This is a genomic window from Anaerococcus sp. AGMB09787 (assembly GCF_022808955.1).
GTDB lineage: Bacteria > Bacillota > Clostridia > Tissierellales > Peptoniphilaceae > Anaerococcus.
The window spans coordinates 1-21,806 of record NZ_JAKZEY010000020.1; the positions used below are offsets into that span (position 1 = coordinate 1).

General features: G+C 35.8%; 17 protein-coding genes. 4 read left to right on the top strand and 13 right to left on the bottom strand.

Going from position 1 to position 21,806, the window contains the following annotated elements; genetic code table 11:
• Positions 1–50: 50 nt before the first annotated feature.
• From MUN42_RS05415 to MUN42_RS05425, 3 genes are read right to left on the bottom strand one after another with little or no spacing between them, the layout of a single operon-like run.
• Entirely contained in the window at positions 51–1,340 is a 1,290-nt protein-coding gene (locus MUN42_RS05415; RefSeq protein ID WP_243343495.1) for a hypothetical protein, read from the bottom strand.
• Positions 1,341–1,367: 27 nt separating this feature from the next.
• Positions 1,368–1,646 (bottom strand): GNAT family N-acetyltransferase, encoded by a 279-nt coding sequence (locus tag MUN42_RS05420; RefSeq protein WP_243343497.1) that lies wholly within the window; start codon positions 1,644–1,646, stop codon positions 1,368–1,370.
• A gap of 9 nt (positions 1,647–1,655) precedes the next feature.
• Complete coding sequence (locus MUN42_RS05425) at positions 1,656–1,859, bottom strand: (4Fe-4S)-binding protein (RefSeq protein WP_243343499.1); 204 nt, start codon at positions 1,857–1,859, stop codon at positions 1,656–1,658.
• A gap of 229 nt (positions 1,860–2,088) precedes the next feature.
• Here MUN42_RS05425 and MUN42_RS09835 point away from each other — a divergent pair, with 229 nt between their 5' ends.
• Both MUN42_RS09835 and MUN42_RS05435 read left to right on the top strand, forming a co-directional pair.
• Positions 2,089–2,292 carry a helix-turn-helix domain-containing protein gene (locus MUN42_RS09835; RefSeq protein ID WP_347708759.1) on the top strand — a complete coding sequence of 68 codons (204 nt, stop codon included), beginning with the start codon at positions 2,089–2,091 and terminating at the stop codon, positions 2,290–2,292.
• A 9-nt stretch (positions 2,293–2,301) separates the two neighbouring features.
• Positions 2,302–2,721, top strand: a complete 420-nt coding sequence (locus MUN42_RS05435) for a histidine kinase (RefSeq protein ID WP_243343500.1) — start codon at positions 2,302–2,304, stop codon at positions 2,719–2,721.
• Between the two features lie 257 nt (positions 2,722–2,978).
• Here MUN42_RS05435 and MUN42_RS05440 read toward each other — a convergent pair whose 3' ends face one another.
• The 10 genes from MUN42_RS05440 to MUN42_RS05485 form a co-directional block, all read right to left on the bottom strand.
• Entirely contained in the window at positions 2,979–3,167 is a 189-nt protein-coding gene (locus MUN42_RS05440; protein ID WP_243343502.1) for a hypothetical protein, read from the bottom strand.
• Positions 3,164–4,783: an oligopeptide/dipeptide ABC transporter ATP-binding protein gene (locus tag MUN42_RS05445; protein WP_243343504.1), complete on the bottom strand. Its 1,620-nt coding sequence runs from the start codon at positions 4,781–4,783 to the stop codon at positions 3,164–3,166. The genes MUN42_RS05440 and MUN42_RS05445 overlap by 4 nt, the downstream gene beginning before the upstream one ends.
• The gene (locus MUN42_RS05450; RefSeq protein ID WP_243343505.1) at positions 4,773–5,774 is read right to left on the bottom strand and encodes an ABC transporter ATP-binding protein; all 1,002 of its coding nucleotides are present in this window, start codon (positions 5,772–5,774) and stop codon (positions 4,773–4,775) included. The genes MUN42_RS05445 and MUN42_RS05450 overlap by 11 nt, the downstream gene beginning before the upstream one ends.
• A 9-nt stretch (positions 5,775–5,783) precedes the next feature.
• Positions 5,784–7,766: an ABC transporter permease subunit gene (locus MUN42_RS05455; protein WP_243343508.1), complete on the bottom strand. Its 1,983-nt coding sequence runs from the start codon at positions 7,764–7,766 to the stop codon at positions 5,784–5,786.
• 1 nt (position 7,767) lies between these two features.
• Entirely contained in the window at positions 7,768–8,730 is a 963-nt protein-coding gene (locus MUN42_RS05460; protein WP_243343509.1) for an ABC transporter permease, read from the bottom strand.
• Between the two features lie 323 nt (positions 8,731–9,053).
• A complete protein-coding gene (locus MUN42_RS05465) occupies positions 9,054–11,240 on the bottom strand; it encodes an ABC transporter substrate-binding protein (RefSeq protein ID WP_243343510.1) in 2,187 nt (728 codons plus the stop codon).
• A gap of 270 nt (positions 11,241–11,510) precedes the next feature.
• Positions 11,511–13,700, bottom strand: coding sequence for an ABC transporter substrate-binding protein (locus MUN42_RS05470; protein ID WP_243343513.1), 2,190 nt, complete (start codon positions 13,698–13,700; stop codon positions 11,511–11,513).
• Positions 13,701–13,932: 232 nt separating this feature from the next.
• On the bottom strand, positions 13,933–16,146 hold the full coding sequence (locus MUN42_RS05475) for an ABC transporter substrate-binding protein (protein ID WP_243343514.1): 2,214 nt from the start codon (positions 16,144–16,146) through the stop codon (positions 13,933–13,935).
• A 928-nt stretch (positions 16,147–17,074) separates the two neighbouring features.
• A complete protein-coding gene (locus tag MUN42_RS05480; protein WP_243343515.1) occupies positions 17,075–18,550 on the bottom strand; it encodes an NAD(P)/FAD-dependent oxidoreductase in 1,476 nt (491 codons plus the stop codon).
• A gap of 21 nt (positions 18,551–18,571) precedes the next feature.
• Positions 18,572–19,291, bottom strand: a complete 720-nt coding sequence (locus MUN42_RS05485; protein WP_243343516.1) for an MIP/aquaporin family protein — start codon at positions 19,289–19,291, stop codon at positions 18,572–18,574.
• Positions 19,292–19,639: 348 nt separating this feature from the next.
• Here MUN42_RS05485 and MUN42_RS05490 point away from each other — a divergent pair, with 348 nt between their 5' ends.
• Both MUN42_RS05490 and glpK read left to right on the top strand, forming a co-directional pair.
• Entirely contained in the window at positions 19,640–20,209 is a 570-nt protein-coding gene (locus MUN42_RS05490) for a glycerol-3-phosphate responsive antiterminator (protein ID WP_243343517.1), read from the top strand.
• A gap of 15 nt (positions 20,210–20,224) precedes the next feature.
• A complete protein-coding gene (gene glpK, locus MUN42_RS05495) occupies positions 20,225–21,730 on the top strand; it encodes a glycerol kinase GlpK (protein WP_243343518.1) in 1,506 nt (501 codons plus the stop codon).
• Positions 21,731–21,806 lie beyond the last annotated feature (76 nt).

Genomic DNA, 21,806 nt, shown 5'->3' on the forward strand with positions numbered 1-21,806 from the left:
CAAAAAGAATCCAGCCCCTAGGCTCGACTGGATTCTTTCTTTATTATTTTTTATAAATATTCTCTTAGGTCTGATAGGTCGCTTTCGCCGTTATTTTCTATGAGGACTTCTTTAGAATTTTCATTTTTTGCAGAAATTTTGCCTTTTAGTTCAAAAGATTTTACCTTTCCACCATTTACATGGTAGGCTACTACTTCTTCTCCCTTGGTGGTTAGGTTGCCTTCTACTACTAGTTTTTTGATTTCTCCACCTTCAAGGACGCTTATTCCGTCAGCTTGGAGTTCTTTTATTTCTCCCTTTACTAGGGTTTCTCCTGTTGATCCTGTTGTTTCTACACCTTCTTTGATGGTGATTGTTCCTACAGGTTTGGAGAATTGCATGCCTATTGATCCATCTCCCAGGGTCTTTATTGATTTGAATTCAGCATTTTCTATGCTTCCATCATATTGGTTGAAGCCCCTAGCTCCTAGGCCAAAGGTGCTAACTTCCGCTTCTGCCCTATAGTTTTTAACGTGTCCGAAGTTTACAAAGCCTATCGCACTTGAGCCATAGCTTAGGATCTTGTCCTTGCTTACCCAATCATCAACTTCTCCCCACACATCAAGTACCATATCATTTGTACCGTAGGTTACAGTCTTACCATTGGAGATTATTTCCTTGGCATGGGCACCGTAAACTATAAATATAGCTCCAGTAATTAGGTTTGGTTGACCTGTTGGGATCATACCATTTGTATAGATGTCATTGGTTGTTAGTTTGTCTATTATAACTTTTCCTGATTCGTCATTGAAGCCTGAGATAAATACTCCACTTCCTATTACAGGGGCTTTTTGCCTACCTAGGGAGATGTTTTCTGCAGATACCCTGATTTCACTGCCTTCTTTTGGGTTGAAGTTGTATATGGTAAGGGCTCCTTGGTAGACATTTACTCCATATTTCATAGGTCTTTCTGGGTAGTTTCTAGCATCAGCTGCTAGGATATCTAGGGTGTCGATTTTTACTGATAATTTCTTGTTGTTGCCCCTAGTTAGTAGTTGCACCATACCTGTTATGGTGAGGTTATTTAATTTAATCTCTCCCAGGTCTTCTTCATCAGAATCAATATAGATTGCCCTCCTACTAGGAGTAGTTTGGATGGCTATATTGGATATTTCATTATCTCCCCTTAGGGCAAGACCGTCTCCATTTATAAAGCTTAAAAGTAGGTTCTCTTCATTAGAAAAGATCTTTTGGCCCTTATTTAGTTTGATTGTATCTACTGCATTTATTGAATTAGTTAACTCTATATCTTCGTTTAAGTCTATGGCTTTTTGTAAGTCAATATAATTTTTAACTTTCATATCTTCTCCTTAGTTCCTATAGATCCACTATTTTGCTAGTAGGTCCCTGTATTCTTCCTTCTTATCAAACTCTTTTTTGGCAAATGGACAGAGGGGAATTATCTTCTTGCCCCTTTCCCTAGCTGTAATCACAATTTGATTAACAAGCTTTACGGCTATATCTTGACCCCTATAGTCATTTTGTACAAAGGTATGGTCTATTACCCATATGTCATCTTTTGGGCTAAAGGTACTCTCTCCTATTAACTTACCCTCATCATAGGCAGCTGCTCTCTTATTATCATCTTCAAAAAATATTTCTACCATAATAATCTCCTACTTTTCTTCGTATGATAAGGCCTTGGATGGACACTTATCTATTACCTTCATTATCTCTTCAGCTGATGCTTTCTCAGGCATTACCCAAGGTCTTTCTTCTACATCAAAAACATCAGGTAGGCCCTTTGTGCATTTGCCAGCGTGTTGACATACATCAGGGTCCCAATAAATAGTCAATTCGTCCATTTCGTATTTTTTCACAGTGTTACTCCTAAAATTTAAAACAAATATCTCTAATTAGTTGTATTTACACTTTAATTATATGATTCCTTTGCCAATTTTCAAGTATTAATGATATAAGAGTAAATTGTAGGAGCTTTCTTAAGTCTTCTTTTGGATTAAATATTGACACTTCTAAATAATTTTGATACTATAAATGTAACAAGATATGTACTATAAATGTAACTATGCTGTGTAGGAAGGTGATCTTATCGAAGTAGAAATTGATAATAGGATAGCAGAATTTAGGAAAGAAAAGGGCCTATCTCAGGATAAGCTAGCAAGGGCTGTTGGTCTAAAGAGAAGGTCTATCATGGCCTATGAAAATAAGACCATTAGCCCCACCCTAGAAACTGCTTACAAAATTTGTAAGGTTTTGGATAAGGATATAAAGGAAGTTTTTATTTTTAAATAAGGAGAGAGTATGGGACTTATATTCAACAATTCAAATGAGATCGAAGAGAAGGTCAAGAGTATCCTTGGCAATACCAAGGACTATCTCATAGTTTTAAAACATAATGATTTAAAGAAAGGGCTAGGAAAGTTACTAGCTAGTAATTTGCTTTACACCTTTGATTCAAATAGGTCCTTTCTTATCTTTTTTGACGAGAAGGGCATTCACGAAAAGGAAATTTCTAATAGCCTAAAGGGGGACTTCGTTTTGATGCCTTGGCATGAGATAGAAGACTTTGAATTAAGCGAAAAATCCAATAAGGCCATCCTATCCTTTAGCCACCTAGGTAAAAAAGTCGCCTATGAAGTTTCTTTTTCTGGAAAATTGTTTAAAAATAACAGAGAAAACTTGGATAATCTAAAGAATAAGGATTGGAGAAGAATCTCTTGACCCTTTAGGATAGGAAAAAATAAGGACCACTCGCCCTATGTTAATATAATAAGGCAAGTAGGTCCTTTTAACTACTTTAATTCTATTACTTCATCATAAAGTTTTTTATTATCATCAGACACATGGGATATCATTACGAGCATGATATTTTCCCATAGGAGATTTTTCTCAAGGTCATTTTTTCTGGCTTTTAAATATTTTTTATATCTCTGCCTCTAATAAATCTTTGTACTAAAAAGCCCCCCCTTGGGGAGCTTCTATAGGAATATTGCCAATAAGATAAGGGGAGATAGGATTAGTAGGACTACGGGCATGAAAGTTTTCATAGCCGCAAGAAACATCGCTAGTCTATCTCCTCTTTCTAGGTTATCCTTATCTAAGAGGCTTTCCTTTTCGTATATATATTCTCTATTTTTTTCTTTAAACCTATCTATAGGTCCTTTCATATAGCACTCATCTCTTCAAGTTCTTGATCTAAGGCTTTTTTTTCAGACTTATTCTTTTCATAAGCCCTTTGTTTTTCTTCTTCAGATACGTCCATCAAGTGACAAGCTACGAAGTGGCCTGGTTCTGCTTCTTTTAGTTCAGGTTCATATTGGGAACATATATCCATGGCGTATTCACATCTTGTGTGGAACCTACATCCCTTTGGTGGCTTTACTGCTGATGGTATATCTCCCTCTATGGTTTGAAGTTCTTGACCTTTGTCCACGTCTGTCCTAGGGATTGCCCTTAGCAAGGCCTTTGAGTAAGGGTGGAGTGGGTTCTCGAAGATTCTCTCTGACTCAGATAATTCAACCAATACTCCGAGGTACATAACTCCTATTCTATCAGAGATATATTTTACTACAGATAGGTCGTGGGTTATGAAGAGGTAGGTTAGGTTGTTTTGATCTTTAAGGTCTTGAAGTAGGTTTATAATTTGTGATTGGATTGATACGTCAAGGGCAGATACAGCCTCATCACATACTATGAAGGTAGGTTTTAGGGCTAGGGCTCTTGCTATACCAATTCTTTGTCTTTGACCACCTGAGAATTGGTGAGGATACCTGTGGAGGAAGTATGGAGCTAGTCCACATTTTTCCATGGTTTCTCTTATATATTCGTTGTAGCCTTTTTCTTTTCTACTCTTAAAGAGGTTGTGGCCTAGTACACCTTCACCGATTATATTTCCTACTGTCATCTTGGTATCTAGGGAACCATATGGGTCTTGGAAGATCATTTGTAGGTCCTTACGTAGGCCTCTCATCTCTTCTGCATTTAGCTCTGATAGGTCGATACCATCATCTCTTAGCTCTTCTAGTTCATTGAAATTTTTATTTGAGCTTAGTCTAGATCTAAATGCATCTATGTCCTTATCCTTAGCTTCAACTTCCTTAGTGAGGCTATCTTTTTTTCCTAGGAATTCCTTGTATTTTGGATCTGCTGCTAGGTTATTGTCGTATTCTTCCCAGGTCCTAGATCTCATTTGAGTCTTTTGTTCAATTTCTTCTATATCTTTTATTACATTGGCTCTTTGTTTGAGGACTTGGTATTTATCTTTTAGGATGTTTGATACCTTAGAAAGATCACTACTTGTTAGAAGACCTCCGGCTATTCTTGCCATATTTAGATAGTCTTCTTCGATTTCACGACGTTTGAACATGGCCTTTTCGTTGAGGGCTGCACGTTCTTCATCACTTGTCGCCTTATCTAAGTCTACATAGATTTTGTTAAGCTCTTCTAGTTCCTTGTGGTAGTTAGGAAATTTTGAAGGAATTTTCTTTATCATATCAAGCATATATTCAGGAGCAATCTCCTCTATGGTCTTTCCATAGTAGAGGGTTGTTCCTTCTGTTTGATCATAGATTTGTAGGAGGGTCCTACCAAAGGTAGACTTACCACAACCTGATTCTCCTACCAAACCTAGGGTTTCACCTTGGTAGATGTCTAAGCTTATAGACTCGTTAGCGTGAACATATTCACCTGCTCCCTTGTCAAAGATTGATTTTTTCTTTAGAGGGAAATATTTTTTGAGGTTTCTTACTTTAAATAAGACCTTCTTATTTTCTTTATTTTCCACTTGCTTCCCTCTCCTTTCTATTTGGATAGTGACATCTTATTCTTTGATTTTCGTTTATATCAACTAGATCAGGCATTTCATTTATACATTTTTGTGTAGCATACTTGCACCTGTCAGCAAACTTACATCCCTTAGGTAGGTTAAGTGGGTGAGGTACAGAGCCTGGGATTATATCTAGTCTCTCATTCCTATCTGAAGTTATGGATGGGATGGAGTTTAGTAGGGCAATAGTATATGGGTGGTTGTAGTCGGTGATATCATGTTTGAAGATATATTCTACCGGACTTTGCTCAACTATTTGACCACAATACATTACAGCTACTTCATCAGCCATTTGGTTTATAACTCCAAGGTCGTGGGTTATGAAGAGGATAGAAGTACCAGCCTTTTCCTTTAGCTCGTTCATAAGTTTTAGGATTTGGGCTTGGATGGTTACATCTAGGGCTGTGGTTGGCTCGTCTGCAATAAGAAGTTTTGGTTCGCAGGCAAGGGCCATAGCTATCATAACTCTTTGGTTCATACCACCTGATAGTTCAAATGGGTATTGCTTAGCCACTATATGTGGGTTTGGAATCTTAACAGAAGCTAGAAGCTCCTCGCATCTTTGGGCAGCTTCTTTTTTAGAAAGGCCCTTGTGGAGCTTAAGCACTTCTGAGATTTGTTTTTCTACAGTAAATACAGGGTTTAGGGAACTCATTGGTTCTTGGAAAATCATTGAAATCTTGTTTCCCCTGATTTCTTCCATTTGACTGGTTTTATAATCTGATATTTTTTCACCGTCAAAGATAATTTCGCCGTCATAAATTTTTTGGTTTTTCTCGAAGAGTTGCAAAACACTCATCGCAGTTTGACTCTTACCTGATCCACTCTCTCCTACAAGGCCTAGGGTCTTACCTTGATCAATGGTAAATGATACGTCATTTACAGCCTTGATAAGACCACGTCTTGTTTCAAAGTAGGTATGAAGATTTTTTATTTCTAATAAAGACATTTTACTCACCTATCTCTCATTTGCTCTTGGATCTATAGCATCTCTTAAGGCATCACCTATTAGGTTAACAGAGAATGATGTCAAGAATACTGCTAGTGCAGGGAATACCCATCTCCACCAATAAGTGTTTAGTACATCTGATGATTGAGCCGCTGTTAGCATATTACCCCATGATGGTGTAGGCTCTTGAACACCGAAACCTAAGAAGGATAGACCAGATTCTGTTAACAAGTTTCCAGCATAACCTATTGTTGCGTTAACTATAACTATTGATAATATATTTGGCAAGATATGCTTGATCATAATTGACCAGCTCTTAACACCTAAGGCTCTCGCAGCTGTTATATAGTCTCTTTCTCTCTCTGCCAAGATTTGACCACGTACCAAACGTGCAAGACCCGTCCATCCTAGAAGACCTAGAAGGATCATTATCATGGTAATTCTTTCTTCTTGGCTGGCTCCTGGAGGTAGGAGGGCTGATAGGGAAATAAGCATAGGATAGAATGGGAAGGATGCTACAATCTCTGAGAATCTCATCAATACGTTGTCAACCTTTCCTCCAACGAATCCTGATACCATACCTATTATAACTCCCAATCCTATTTGGATTACAGTTGAGATTAGGGAAATTATCATGGTCATCTTACCACCGTGGATTAGTCTAGTGAAGATATCACGACCTTGATCGTCTGATCCAAATCTAAATCCATCTAGACCCCAAGTTTTTATATTGCCATCTTCCTTGCCTACTGCATAGTTGTTGAAGTAGGAAGAATAAATTTGTTCATATTCTCCTTCTGGAGTTGATAGCTCACCGTAGTTATCCTTACCCCATTGGTAAAGCTTGCCATTTTCGTCAAGGGCTGTAAATACTGTGTCAGATCCAGCTATATCTACGATTTTAGCATCAAATTCAGGAATATTATCTCCTGTTAGTTTTTCTCTTGATGGCCCCCATACATAGAGTTCTCCATCTTCGCTAAGGGCTGCACCTGATGATGATGTTAGGGCAACCTTCTTAACCTTAACAGATCCATCTTTTAGTTCTTCAGGCATTTGGGTGTCAATTTCTGCTCCCATAACTCCCAACAACCTAATAGATCCATCTTTTTGAATAACCAAAATGTTAATAGGGTTTGTAGCAAAGTCAACTACTTGACCTTGGATATCTGAAGGTAGCAGGTTAAGTCTTGATGCGAGAGTTGAACCCCAAACTACAAGGTTATTTGCCTTAGTCAAAGCTACAGAGTATTGAACTCCACCACCAAGTTTGGCTATACCTTCTTCTTTTAATTGGTCAGCTCCCATAGCTGGAGCTTCTGCTTGCTTGAAGGAATTATTTCCCCAACCATATATTTCATTATCATCTGTTGCAACAATAACGTGTCTATCACCTGCTGCAAGGTCTACTATTTCTTTTTCATTTAAAGCTTTTTTAACATCATTAGGGATTTGAAGAACCTTATCTTCGTTGTCTGATCCCCAAACATAGACATTATTTTCCTTACTTAGACCAACTGAGAATGTATTACCTATACCAATCTTTTGAACTCCTTCTTTTTCGAAGTCTTTTGGGAAGTTCATATAAGCCCCACCAGGTGCTACATTTGTCAAGTTGCCTTGAGAATAATATTGGTCGAAAGGAAGTATTTTTGAACCTACAAAGATTACTAAAACTATAGCTACAAATAATACAAGTCCAAAAATTCCCAATGGGTTTCTAAAGTAGTTTCTTAGGGCAACCCTACCAGGACTCATGATAGCTTCTTCTTTTAACTTATCATTTTCATCATCCTTAGAAGGTCCCATATCTACATTTTGATTACCCTTGTTGATTAGTTCATCTTCATCGATAGACTTATCAACATCAGGGTTATTATTTACGCTAGGCTCATCAAATTCTGCCCCCTTGGAGAAGGTAAAACCTCTTAAGAAGAAAGATTTCAAAAAGCGTCCGTAAGTTGTTATAGATTTTTTTAAAGTCGTATTCATCTTAAGCCTCCAATTTAACCCTAGGATCAACTAGTGCATAAGCAAGGTCCATTACTAGGTTACCTATAAGGGTCAAAATCGCATAGAACATTGATAGGGCCAAAATTACATTATAGTCTTGGGCCATAACTGCAGTTATAAGTTCGTTACCTATTCCTCTGTAAGAGAAAATCCTCTCAGTGATAGCAGAACCTGAGAACATTCCAAGAACTGCCCATGTTAGAGATGTAACTACAGGAATGAGGGCGTTTCTAAAGGCGTGTGAATAGATAACGGTCTTTTCCTTAAGTCCCTTACTCCTAGCTGTTCTAATATAGTCTTGGTCTAGGGCATCAAGCATAGCATTTCTTACATACCTAGATAGAGAAGCAAGAGATCCTATGGTCAAGGTTGCCGTTGGTAGAACCAAGTACCTTACCCATTCACCAAAACTATTTTCCCTAGGCATACCATTAGCAGGAAACCAACCTAGCCTAAAGGCAAAAACAAAGATTAAAATAAGTCCTATAAAAAATACTGGAACTGATAGACCAATAAGGGTTAGAGTCTGGAAGGTCTTGTCAAAAATACCCCCCTTGTGCGTCGCCGACCTTATTCCTATCAAGACCGAGAGAACAAAGGAAATAAGGGTAGATCCAATATTTAGGAAAATGGTGTTTTTGAGTGGTTCAGACAAGTATTCTGATACAGGTCTTCTTACTCTAGTAGATTCTCCCAAATCTCCCTTTAGGGTTCTAGTGAGCCATCTCACATATTGTTCTGGTAGACTCTTATCTAGCCCATATCTTGCTTGAAGAGTTTCATAAAGCTCTTCTTGTTGAGCCTTGGTCATCCTACCGGTTGTAGGCATCATAGCCTTGATAGGATCGCCAGGCATGGCCTTTGAGAAGGCAAATAGCATTATTGAGATAATAAGAGCTACAGGTATCAAGTTTAAAATTCTCTTAATTGTATAGCGAAACATATCTTTCCTTCCTATTTTAACTATGAAATTATATGCCAATTATATGTATGAATTTAAAAAAAGTAGCATCAATCTCATGTTAAATAATTTTTATTATTATTATATTAATATACATTGGTTTTTTTGTCAAATTTAATTTAGAATTTAGGGGTCATTTAAATGAATATAAGGGTATTTTTTTAAAGGTTTTCCTTATAATTATACACTTTTAACAAGAAAACCCTATAATTCCGTTATTTATATACAATACTAAAGCAAAAGATTTATAAGGACTTATAGTTAATTAAAAGGTCCACCGAAGTGGACCCCTTATTACTTATAAATTATTCTAGAGTCATAGCATTGATTTGATATTCAGATTGCCATACTGGTGTAGATATATCATAACCCTTGACTCTCTTTGTAAATCCTGAATGGTATTGGTTAGAGTAAAGTGGGATTTCTGGTAGGTAGTCATTGAACCATAGTTGGAATTCTTCCCAGTTATCTAGATAACCTTCTTTGTCACTTGGATCTGTTTTTCTTAACTTAACTGTTATTTCATCAGCCTTTGGATCGTTTGTCTTGGTGTGGTTGTCAAAACCTTCTGAGTTGTATTGGTAGTATGGATCAAATGGTGTACCGAATTCTGCAGCCATTGAGAAGGCGGTGTAGTCTGGATCTTCATCAGGGTAATAGTAATAGTCTAATAAGGTTGCAAAAGATCCTGCAGTTACATTGTATTCTAGTCCAACTTGCTTAGCATTGTTTGGTACTTGGTTAGAAATTAGTGTTGTGATTGGGGATTCGTCTGAACCGTATTGGTTAACTACAAGTTTTTCTCCCTTTTCGTCATATCTGAAATAGTCAAAGCCTTCTGGGTTATTCTTATATTCTTCTTCAGCCTTAGTCTTATCCCAAGGAGTTGTACCGTCTGCTTCGAACTTGTATGGAGTTTGGTCTAATAGCTTGTTAGCTTCATCTAGGTTTAGTTGGTAGTTAGTTAGCTTAGGTTCTAGGTCTGCTCCTCTTTCCTTATACATCCATTGGCTTGTTCCATACATACCATTGGTTACAACTCCGTATCCACCTGCAAAGGATTGAACGAATGAGTTCCTGTCCATCAAATATGCTATCGCTTGTCTTACTTCCTTGTATTGGGTTGTTCCCCTATCTGTTAGGAAGACAATGTTACCATATCCATTTCTTTCAAAGGAGTTGTAACCACCTATCTTGCCTTCGTCAGCTGCCTTTCTCATTTGATCGATTGGGCCACCTTCTGCTTCTTGATCCCAAATATCTATGTCTCCATTTTCAAGGAGGTCTACTGCTATCTTGTTATTTACATATTGAACTATGACGTGTGGGATTGTAGCCTTTTCTCCCTTGAAGTTTCCAGCGTAGTTTTCATTTAGGTCAAGTTTTACCATATTGTTTTCAAATGAAACAAACTTATATGGTCCACTTGTTACTGTTGGTTTGATCCTATACTCATTGGCTTGTTTTAGCATAGCTTCTTCTATAAGTTGTTGAGTTGGATCTACATCTCCATTCTTACGATCTTCTAGGCCCTTGATTTGTTCGTCATTAGCAGCCTTAGCTTCTTCGTAAGCTTTCTTTTCATCTTCTGTGGCATCATCAGCTGGTGCTGGGTTATTTGCTTCGAAGTCTTCCTTTAATTTAGCGATTTGGGTATCAAGACCTTCTACGTAAGCTTTCTTATCTTCTTCCGTAACTTCATAACCTTCTTTTACAACAAGCTTATTTCCTTCTGGTGATACAGCTAGGTTTTCGCTTACAGCATGCATTGGGAAAGGTATAACTGCCGCTAGATACTCTTCTTCATAGTATGGTAGAAAAGATGCATCAATAGTAGCCTTAAAAGTATAGTCATCGATCTTTTCAATTCCTTCAAATACATCACTTTCTCCATTATGGTAAGCTTCATAACCTTTAGTAGAGTCTGCTCCTATATAATAGGATCCAGTTACTTGTATATATGATGGTAATGATTCTAATAATATTTTAAATAAATAATCATCTGCTGTAACTGGCTCACCATCTGACCATTTTAGGTCATCTTTTATCTTGTAGGTAAAGGTCTTGGAACCATCCTCATTATCTTCTGACTTGATACTTTCTGCCAAGACAGCTGAATTTTCTACCCAAGCACCTGATTCATCTTGAACTAGAACTTGGTAGCTGTTATTTCCTTCAGTTCCTATAAGTCTCATAACCTTAGCATCATATCCATTAGCGCTCCAACCTGGGTAAAAGTCTCCTGTCATTTCTAGGTTTCCGATAACTAAAGTATCATCAGCAGTTTGTGACTCAAAGTCAGCAGTTTCTGCTCCGGCTTCTTCGGTAGTTGCTGTATCTAGGCTTGCTTCTTCTTGTTTTTCTTCTTGACTAGGCTCACTTGGAGCATTTTCGTCAATCTCTGTCGTACTATCTCCACTATTACCACAAGCTACAAGGGTTGTAGCTAGACCTAGGACAAATAGTGAAGAAAATATCTTTTTATTTTTCATTATTTCCTCCTGAAATTAAATAACTTATTCCGATTAACTATAATCTTTAAGGAGGTGATTGTCAAGACTTTTATCCATAAATTATGAATTATTTAGAATTTTTATAATGAAAGATCTCATTTGCAAAGATTTTTAATTAGTAAATAGTTTGTAATTTGCCATTTCTTTTGCCAGTATCATTTCAAAGCAGATACTAGCTATTTAATTATTATTCAATTATGCAAATTGTATAAAAAACAGGCAGGTAAGCCCCGCCTGTCAAGTGTTTATTTAGTTTTCTAGGGTTAGAACATTGATTTGATAGTCTGTTCCCCAGAATGGTGTTGCTATATCATTTCCCTTAACTCGCTTTGTATAGCCTGAGTGGAATTGGTTAGAGTAAAGAGGAATTTCTGGTAGGTAGTCATTGAACCATATTTGGAATTCTTCCCAAGCATCTAGGTAAGCTTCCCTATCTTCAGGATTTGTCTTACGCATTTTTTCTGTGATTTCATCAGCCTTTGGATCATTTGTCTTTGTAGTGTTGTTAAATCCTTTAGAGTTGTATTGGTAGTATGGATCGAAAGCTTCTGCCATATCTATTCCCATATTGAATACTGTATAATCAGGATCTTCTTCTGGATAGAGTTGGTAGTCAAGTAGGGTTGCAAATGATCCAGATGTTACGTTGTATTCCATACCAACTTGCTTAGCGTTGTTTGGTACTTGGTTAGAAATCAATGTTGTAATTGGGGATTCGTCTGAACCGTATTGGTTAACTACTAGTTTTTCTCCCTTTTCATTATATCTATAGTAGTCGAATCCATCAGAGTTTGATGCGAAGGCTTCGTCTGCCTTAGCCTTATCCCAAGGGGTCTTACCGTCTGCTTCGAACTTGTATGGAGTTTGATCTAGCAATTTGTTAGCTTGGTCTAGGTTTAGTTGGTAGTTAGTTAGCTTAGGTTCTAGGTCTGCTCCTCTTTCCTTATACATCCATTGAGCGTTACCATACATACCATTGGTTACTACACCATATCCACCTGCATAGGATTGAACGAAGGTATTCCTATCCATTAGATAGGCAATAGCTTGTCTTACTTCCTTGTATTGGGTTACTCCCCTATCTGTTAGGAAGACAATGTTACCATATCCGTTTCTTTCGAAAGTATTGTAGCCACCGATCTTGCCACTTTCCGCAGCTGCTCTCATTTGATCTATTGGACCACCCTCAGCTTCCTTATCCCAGATATCTATGTCTCCATTTTCTAGGAGGTCTACTGCTATCTTAGGGTTAATTGCTTGTACAATTATATTTGGTATAGTCGCCTTATCTCCCTTGAAGTTTCCAGCGTAGTTTTCATTTAAGGTTAGCTTAACCATATTGTTTTCAAAAGATTCAAATTTGTATGGACCTCCAACTACAGAAGGAGCTAGTCTGTATTCGTTAGCTTGTTTTAGCATAGCTTCTTCTATAAGTTGTTGGGTTGGGTCTACATCTCCGTTTTTACGCTCTTCTAGAGCCTTGATCTTTTCATCATTTTCTGCCTTAGCTTCTTCGTAAGCTTTCTTTTCATCTTCTGTGGCATCATCAGCTGGTGCTGGGTTATTTGCTTCGAAGTCTTCGTTTAATAAATTAATTTGGGTATCAAGACCTTCTAGATAAGCTTTCTTATCTTCTTCTGTTATTTCATAGCCTTCTTTAGCTACTAGCTTGTTTCCTTCTGGAGCTAGAGCTAGGTTTTCACTTACAGCGTGCATTGGGAATGGTGTTGATGCTCCCAAGTATGTCTCTAGGTAGTAAGGTAGGAAGGATGCATCAATAGTTACCTTGAAGGTATAGTCATCGACCTTTTCAACACCCTCAAATACGTCACTTTCGCCATTGAAGTATGCTTCATATCCCTTGGTTGAATCAGAGCCTATATTGGTTGATCCTGTAAGAGCTATGTAGTCATGATGACTTTCTAGTAGATATGGAAATAGGTAATCATCTGCTGTAACTGGCTCTCCATCTGACCACTTTAGGTTTTCTTTGATTTTGTAAGTTAGGGTCTTTGAACCATCTTCATTTTCTTCGCTAGTAATTCCTTCAGCTAATACAGTAGGATTTTCTACCCACTCACCGTTTTCATCCAGGACAACAGTACCATAGGAGTTAGAGCCTTCTATACCCATAAGATGTCTAATCTTGACATCATTAGCACTATTAGTCCAACCTGAATAGAAGTCCCCACTAATTTCTCCAGATCCTATTACTAGGGTATCGTCTGCAGTTTGTGATTCAAAATTTTCAGCTGCAGCTATTTCTTCTCCCTCAGCAGGTGTTGTAGAAGTATCTTCAGCTTGGTCTACTGCTTGATCTTCAGTGCTTGTATCAGAATTTTCATTAACTTCTGTTGTGCTGTCTCCTCCACCACAAGCAACTAGTGTGCTGGCAAGACCTAGGGCCATCAGAGAAGAGAAAACCTTTTTTTTATTCATAAATTCCTCCTTAAATTAAATAACCTTATTTTATTATATTTTAACTTATTATTTTTTTTCTGTCAAATATAAAAACATTTATTCGGCATATTTATAAACTATTTAAATTACTTAATAGTATAAATGGTAAGCTTTCTATTATGATTTCCTTATCAAAATTTTTCTTATAAAAATTCAATAGAAAAACAGATGAGATCTCTCTCATCTGCCTTCCTAAATGTTATTTAATTTCTTATTCGTCTAAAGTCATAGCATTTATTTGATATTCTGATTGCCATACAGGTGTACATATATCGTAACCCTTGACTCTCTTTGAAAATCCTGAGTGATATTGGTTAGAGTAAAGTGGGATTTCTGGTAGGTAGTCATTATACCATAGTTGGAATTCTTCCCATTTATCTAGGTAACCTTCTTTATCTTCAGGGTCTGTTTGACGTAATTTAACTGTTAGCTCATCAGCCTTTGGATCGTTTGTCTTAGTGTGGTTGTCAAAACCTTCTGAGTGGTATTGGTAGTATGGATCAAATGGTGTTCCGAAGCTTAATCCCATATTGAATACTGTATATTCAGGATCTTCTTCTGGATAATAGTAGTAATCAAGTAGGGTTGCAAATGATCCTGCTGTTACGTTATATTCCATACCAACTTGTTTTGCATTGTTTGGTAATTGGTTAGAAATTAGTGTTGTAATTGGAGATTCGTCTGAACCGTATTGGTTAACTACTAGTTTTTCTCCCTTTTCATTATATCTATAGTAGTCGAATCCATCAGGATCTGATGCGAAGGCTTCGTCTGCCTTAGCCTTATCCCAAGGAGTTGTACCGTCTGCTTCGAACTTGTAAGGTGTTTGATCTAATAGCTTGTTAGCTTCATCTAGGTTTAGTTGATAGTTGATTAGCTTAGATTCAAGGTCTGCTCCTCTTTCCTTATACATCCATTGGCTACTACCATACATACCGTTGGTTACAACTCCGTATCCACCTGCGAAGGATTGAACGAATGAGTTCCTGTCCATCAAATAAGCTATTGCTTTTCTTACTTCCTTGTATTGGGTTGTACCTCTATCTGTTAGGAAGACAATGTTACCATATCCATTTCTTTCAAAGGAGATGTAACCACCTATCTTGCCTTCGTCAGCTGCCTTTCTCATTTGATCGATTGGGCCACCTTCTGCTTCTTGATCCCAGATATCTATATCTCCGTTTTCAAGTAAGTCTACCGCTATCTTAGTATTTACATATTGAACTATAACATGAGGAATTGTAGCTTTCTCACCCTTGAAGTTTCCAGCGTAGTTTTCATTTAGGTCAAGTTTTACCATATTGTTTTCGTAAGAAACAAACTTATATGGTCCACTTGTTACTGTCGGTTTTATCCTGTATTCGTTAGCTAATTTAAGCATAGCTTCTTCTATAAGTTGTTGGCTTGGATCTACATCTCCATTCTTACGATCTTCTAGGCCCTTGATTTGTTCGTCATTAGCAGCCTTAGCTTCTTCGTAAGCTTTCTTTTCATCTTCTGTGGCATCGTCATCTGGTGCTGGGTTATTTGCTTCGAAGTCTTCCTTTAATTTAGCGATTTGGGTATCAAGACCTTCTACGTAAGCTTTCTTATCTTCTTCTGTTACCTCGTAACCTTCTTTTACAACAAGCTTATTTCCTTCTGGTGCAACTGCCAAATTTTGACCTAATTCGTGTATTGGTAATGGTTCTACTAGCATAAGGAATTGTTCTTCATAATATGGTAGGAAAGAAGAATCAATTGTTAACTTAAATGAATGATCGTCAATTTTTTCAAATCCTTCAAATACATCACTTTCACCATTATGGTAGGCTTCATATCCTTTAACAGAATCTGCTCCTATATCAGTAGAAGCTGTAACAGGTGTGTAATTTGAGTTGCTTATCAATAATCGATTAAATAAATAATCATCTGCTGTAACTGGCTCACCATCAGACCATTTTAGGTCATCTTTAATCTTGAAAGTAAAGGTCTTTGACCCATCTTCATTTTCTTCTGTTATAGGATCTTCTGCCAAAACAGCTGAGTTGTTTACCCAAGCTCCTCCTTCATCTTGAACTACAGTAGAATATCCATTATTTCCTTCTGTACCGATTAGTCTTCTAACCTTAACATCATATGAGTTAGCTCCCCAACCAGAGAAGAAATCTCCACTCATTTCTCCATTTCCAATAACTAAAGTATCATCTGCTGTTTGAGATTCAAAGTTAGCAGCTTCTTCAGAAGCAGCCGCATCTTCAGTAGATGCAGCATCAGTAGATTGAGCATCATTAGTATCTTCTGTACTTGTAGCTGTATCAGTAGTAGCATCTGTGCTAGTATCGTTTGTATTAGTTTCTTGGCTATCTCCTCCACCACCGCAAGCAACTAAAGTGCTGGCAAGGCCTAGGGCCATTAGTGAAGAGAATACTCTTTTCATTTCCATTTTTGTGTCCTCCCGAAAAATTAAGTAACATTATTTTTAATTATTTTAACCCCTAGCAACACTTTTGTCAAGTAAATTCATTTATTTTTTTACATTTTATATTATTTTTATTATTATATCTTTGTATATACTAATGCCATTTATTTGGTTATGCATTATTATACTCTACTTATACACGAATTAATGCATTATTAGGATAAATAATGAATAATTCAATGATTAAAAATATTATTATCGGATAGTTTCTTTCCTTTAAATTCTAATTTATTTATTATACAAAGCACCAATAAAGATAATAATCAAAAATCCAATCCCTATTGGTAATGCTTTTAACAATATAGTAGTTAATTTATTTATTGTTTGGCATATCCTATTTACTACATCAGATAATCAATGAAATAACCCATTCTTAAAACCCATAGGTCTTATTTGTTTGCCTATTTGTTCTATATGATTCATTTCTGGTGTGGACATTGTTATGGGCTTTATTTCTATGTTTTCTGGTTTTTTAAGACCTTTTAATTTATGCCATATTGGTCTATCATATACTAATAGTGTGTTTTTATTTTTTACTATTTTGATAATTCTTTTATAAAGGCATTCATCCAGTCTTTGTTACAATATGGTGTATATATCAGTATAGGTATTCATATTTTTCTTTTCCCACTAGTTTATTAGATATTTTGTTTAAAGTAGATTTAGCTTTTTTTGTCCAGGGATTTATTAATTGAACTTTGTATTTTTTCTTGATTTATTGTCAAGTGTAATTGAGTCATTTGATTGCTACTAGTTATTTTTCCTTAAAAACATTGCACTAGTTAAGCTATAAGACGACTTTTTTCTTTTTGCACAATTATATGGATGATATCAATTTATTTATATAAATATTATAAAAAGGTATCCTAAACTTTAAGGATACCTTGAAAATTTATTCTTCTTGTTTTTCTTTGAGATAATCTAAGATGTCTTTTTTTATTACTCTATTTATACCAGAATGTTCTATATCTGTTTCTGCGCTTTCTAACTTTCTACCAAGTTCGTCTTCCATTACTTCTATAACTCTTTTTTTACAAAAGCTTCCTTGACAAAATCCCATTCCAGCTCTGCTTCTTCTCTTTAGAGCATCTACTGTTTCACAAGGTATAGATCTGTTCATAGCATCTCTTATAGTTTTTTCACTAACTTGTTCACACCTGCATACCAGTCTATCAGGATTTCCAAATTCATAATTCACTTTGTATTTTATCTTATTAAAATCTTCCAAGTCCTTATATTTTATAATAGGTCTTCTGTACGGATTATAGTATGGGTCATTTTCAAGCTTTATGCCGCAAGATATAAGAATTTCTTCAACCATCTTAGCAATTGCAGGAGAAGAAGTTATACCAGGAGATTGAATACCTACTACATTTATAAAGCCGTCTACATTTGTATTTTCTATTATATAATCTCCAGTAGATGATACAGGTCTTAGTCCTGCGAAAGATCTTATAAATTCATTTATATTTAACACATTATCTTTAACAGACTTTTGAGCATCTCTGTAGATTATGCCAAGTCTTTCCAAATGAGTATCTGCATCTATTTCTTCACTATCAATTGCATCAGGACCTAGAAGTAAATTATTGTGGTAAGTTCTTGTAACAAGAATTCCCTTTGATTTTTTTGTAGGGGTTTGAAAAACTACCGTATTTAATTTTGATCCAGAGCCTTTTTGCATTAAAAGATATTCTCCTGATCTTGGATAGATATCAAAATTGGTTTGAGAAATCAATTTAGAAACTTTTGCTCCATTTAATCCTGAAGCATTTACAACATATTTTGCTTGAAAAACTTTTCCATTACCTGTTGTAACTTTAAAACTATCTTCATTTTTGATAATAGAAGTAACTTCAGACTTCAAAAAAAGTTTTGCCCCATTATCTACAGCATTTTCAACTAGAGCTATTACATATTCGTATGGTGAACAAACACCAGCTTTTTTACAATACAAGGCAGAAATTGCCTTTTCTGAAATATTAGGCTCAAGCTCTCGCAATTGTTTTTGATTTAAAATTTCCATATCATCTAGCTTATTTTCAAGTCCTTGTTGATAAAGTCTTTTAAGTTCATTTTCATCATCTTCGTCGAAAGCTATAACTAAAGATCCGTTTTCTAAAAACCCAAAATTAAGTTCATTGTCAAGCTCTTTAAACTCAATCCTTCCTGGATAGCAAAGTCTGCCTCTAAGCTCCTTATTACTTTCTGCATAGCCTCCATGAATTATTGCTGAGTTGGCTTTGCTTGCTCCCATAGAAACATCATTTTCCTTTTCTAAAATAGCTATATTGAGTTTATACCTTGATAATCTTCTTGCTATTGATGCACCAGTAACTCCAGCACCAATAATCAAAACATCATACATTTAATCATCTCCTTTATGAATTTAGAATATAAAATTATAAAGTAAAACCGCTAGAATTGCACCAATTATAGGCCCTACAACAGGAATCCGTGCATAATCCCACATAACATCAGCTTTTTTCTTAAAAGGTAGGATTTGATACATTATTCTTGGTCCAAGGTCACGGGCTGGATTTATAGCATATCCTGTAAGACCGCCTAAACTCATTCCTACTGCAACGATAATACCAAAAACGTAAAATTTATCTACCCCAACTGCCGCTGCACCACTAACATTTCCAAATCCTAAAAGAGCTATTTCCAATACAAATGTTCCAACTACTTCAGAAAGTAAATTTCTAGAAGTGTTTTTTATAGAAGGTGCTGTACAAAAACACCCACGAACTATAACTGGATCTTCTTCTGAAGCATCATCAAAATGATCTTTAAATAGCAAATAAACCATAAGAGCACCTAACATGGCCCCTAAGAATTCACCTAAAAAATAAAATGGAACAGTATTCCAACCTATATCTCCCTTAATAGCAAGGGCTATTGTTACAGCCGGATTAAAATGAGCCCCACTCATTGCTCCAAATATTGCAGCAGGAATCATAACTGCAAACCCCCACGCAATTGCTATTTGTACTGAACCACCATTATACATGCCAGATTTTCTAGTAGATACATTTGCACATACTCCTTCACCTAATAAAATTAGCAAAAAAGTTCCAACTAATTCAGCAATAAAAATATCTCTCATAAAGTTCTCCTTTCTATTTAGGTTGAGATTTTAAAGGTTTTTCTTTCATAAAAACAAAAAAGCGAGCATTTGTTTAATCCAATTGCTCACTTCTCTAATATATGTACATGAAAACCTTTTATATTATATATATTACCATAATAATTAAAAAGCACAAGTTTAATATTATTATTTAATTAAAAATTTTGACAGTAGCAGATATAAATTTAGTATTTTTTAAAAAAAATCTAGAAAACATTTGTAAAAGGATTAAACAAGTGATATAATGTAATTAAATAAATATTAAAGAGATTAGCGAGCCTTAGTTTATTAACAAGGCTCGCTTTGTCTATTTAAGGAGGTGGGAAAATGATTAGAGATGAAATCTTCGATGAATTTTATCAAAATCCTGTGATTATGGCGATCAAGGATAATAGAGATTTAATAAGGGCTTTGGAAGAAGAGAATAAAATAGTATTTATTTTATATGGGAATATCGAAACGATTCCACATATTGTCAAAAAGATTAAGGACAAAAACAAGATAGCTATAGTTCATGAGGATTTGATTGAGGGATTATCATCATCTTATATGGCAAATTATTTCATAAAAAAATATACTGATGCTGACGGTATTATTACAACAAGACCTCAAAATGCTTTAGATGCTAGCAAGCTAGGACTTTTTTGTATCCTAAGGTTTTTTATTTTTGACAGCATATCTTATCAGTCAATGAAAGAAACTTTAAAAAAAGTTTCATGTGATTGCATAGAGATTTTACCAGGTATTATGCCTAAGATAACTAAGGATGTAGCAAAAAGAACATCTATCCCTATAGTAGCGGGTGGCCTTATAAAAGATAAGGAAGATGTAATAAATAATTTAAATGCAGGAGCTATAGCCATATCATCTTCTAATTATGAAGTGTGGAAAATGTAAAAAAAGGAGAAAAGCATGGGAAAGTATATAATGGCAATAGATGCTGGAACGACTAGTAACAGGGCGATAATTTTTAACAAAAAAGGTGAAATTCTTTCACTTGCACAAAAGGAATTTACTCAATATTTTCCAAAACCAAGCTGGGTAGAGCATGATCCTACAGAAATTTGGTCAACTCAACTTGGAGTTTGTTCAGAAGCGATAGCTAAACTAGGAATTGAAGCAAAAGATATTGAAGCTATTGGAATTACAAATCAAAGAGAGACAACTATAGTTTGGGAAAAAGAAACAGGAAAACCTGTATATAATGCTATAGTATGGCAATGTAGAAGGACTGCCAATATGGCAGATAAGTTGGTGAAAGATGGTTATCGTGAAATGATTCAAGATAAAACTGGTCTTATAGTTGATGCTTATTTCTCAGCAACAAAGATCAGATGGATACTTGATAATATAGAAAATGGTCAACAAAGAGCTGAAAATGGAGAGTTATTATTCGGTACTGTTGATACTTGGTTAATTTATAATTTAACTCGTGGAAAAGTACATGTAACAGATTATACAAATGCATCCAGAACTATGTTATACAATATAAAAGAACTTAAATGGGATGATGAAATCTTAGAAATTTTAAATATTCCAAAATGTATGCTTCCTAATGTAAAACCTTCATCATATCATTATGGAAATACATATGCGGGATATTTTGGTGGGGAAATTCCTATAACAGGTATAGCAGGTGACCAACAGGCAGCCTTATTTGGTCAAACTTGTTTTAATCCTGGGGATGCAAAGAACACTTATGGTACAGGTGCTTTCTTGCTTATGAATACAGGAAGTGATCCTGTTAAGTCTAAAAATGGTTTGGTAACAACTATAGCTTGGGGACTTGAAGAAGGAAAAGTTTCTTACGCTCTTGAGGGATCAATTTTCGTAGCAGGCTCTGCTATTCAGTGGTTAAGAGATGAGTTAAGAATAGTTGACAGTTCACCTGATTCAGAATATATGGCAACCAGGGTAGATGATACGAATGGATGTTATGTTGTTCCAGCCTTTACAGGACTAGGTGCTCCATATTGGGATCAATATGCAAGAGGAACTATTGTAGGTATTACAAGAGGTACATCAAAATATCATATAATAAGAGCTACACTTGAATCTTTGGCATATTTAACAAATGATGTTCTTCAAGTTATGGTAATTGACAGTGGACGTAAGCTTGGTGAATTAAAAGTTGATGGAGGAGCAAGTGCAAATAACTTTTTAATGCAATTCCAAGCTGATATGATTCAAACAAAGGTTGAAAGACCCCAAACTCTTGAAACAACTGCGTTAGGTGCTGCATACCTTGCAGGAATAAATACAGGATATTGGAAAGATCTTGAAGAAATCAAAGAAAATCGTCTGATAGATAATGTTTTCAAACCACAAATTTCCAAAGAAGAAAGAGATAAAAAAGATAGAAACTGGCAAAGAGCTGTAGAAAGAGCTGTAGGCTGGGCTAAAAAATACGAAGAATAACTATAAGAGATTGAGTCTAATAATATTAACGGGCTCACTGTGAGTATAGAAAGAGAGCCCATGAGGCTCTTTTTTA

What these genes read in the sequence shown, in the direction of transcription:
- MUN42_RS05435 (WP_243343500.1), top strand. Translation starts at nt 2,302, where the DNA reads ATGGGACTTATATTCAACAATTCAAATGAGATCGAAGAGAAGGTCAAG.
- MUN42_RS05460 (WP_243343509.1), bottom strand. Translation starts at nt 8,730, where the DNA reads ATGTTTCGCTATACAATTAAGAGAATTTTAAACTTGATACCTGTAGCT.
- MUN42_RS05485 (WP_243343516.1), bottom strand. Translation starts at nt 19,291, where the DNA reads ATGAGAGATATTTTTATTGCTGAATTAGTTGGAACTTTTTTGCTAATT.
- MUN42_RS05470 (WP_243343513.1), bottom strand. Translation starts at nt 13,700, where the DNA reads ATGAATAAAAAAAAGGTTTTCTCTTCTCTGATGGCCCTAGGTCTTGCC.
- MUN42_RS05415 (WP_243343495.1), bottom strand. Translation starts at nt 1,340, where the DNA reads ATGAAAGTTAAAAATTATATTGACTTACAAAAAGCCATAGACTTAAAC.
- MUN42_RS05440 (WP_243343502.1), bottom strand. Translation starts at nt 3,167, where the DNA reads ATGAAAGGACCTATAGATAGGTTTAAAGAAAAAAATAGAGAATATATA.
- MUN42_RS05480 (WP_243343515.1), bottom strand. Translation starts at nt 18,550, where the DNA reads ATGTATGATGTTTTGATTATTGGTGCTGGAGTTACTGGTGCATCAATA.
- MUN42_RS05490 (WP_243343517.1), top strand. Translation starts at nt 19,640, where the DNA reads ATGATTAGAGATGAAATCTTCGATGAATTTTATCAAAATCCTGTGATT.
- MUN42_RS05420 (WP_243343497.1), bottom strand. Translation starts at nt 1,646, where the DNA reads ATGGTAGAAATATTTTTTGAAGATGATAATAAGAGAGCAGCTGCCTAT.
- glpK (WP_243343518.1), top strand. Translation starts at nt 20,225, where the DNA reads ATGGGAAAGTATATAATGGCAATAGATGCTGGAACGACTAGTAACAGG.
- MUN42_RS05455 (WP_243343508.1), bottom strand. Translation starts at nt 7,766, where the DNA reads ATGAATACGACTTTAAAAAAATCTATAACAACTTACGGACGCTTTTTG.
- MUN42_RS05475 (WP_243343514.1), bottom strand. Translation starts at nt 16,146, where the DNA reads ATGGAAATGAAAAGAGTATTCTCTTCACTAATGGCCCTAGGCCTTGCC.
- MUN42_RS05450 (WP_243343505.1), bottom strand. Translation starts at nt 5,774, where the DNA reads ATGTCTTTATTAGAAATAAAAAATCTTCATACCTACTTTGAAACAAGA.
- MUN42_RS05465 (WP_243343510.1), bottom strand. Translation starts at nt 11,240, where the DNA reads ATGAAAAATAAAAAGATATTTTCTTCACTATTTGTCCTAGGTCTAGCT.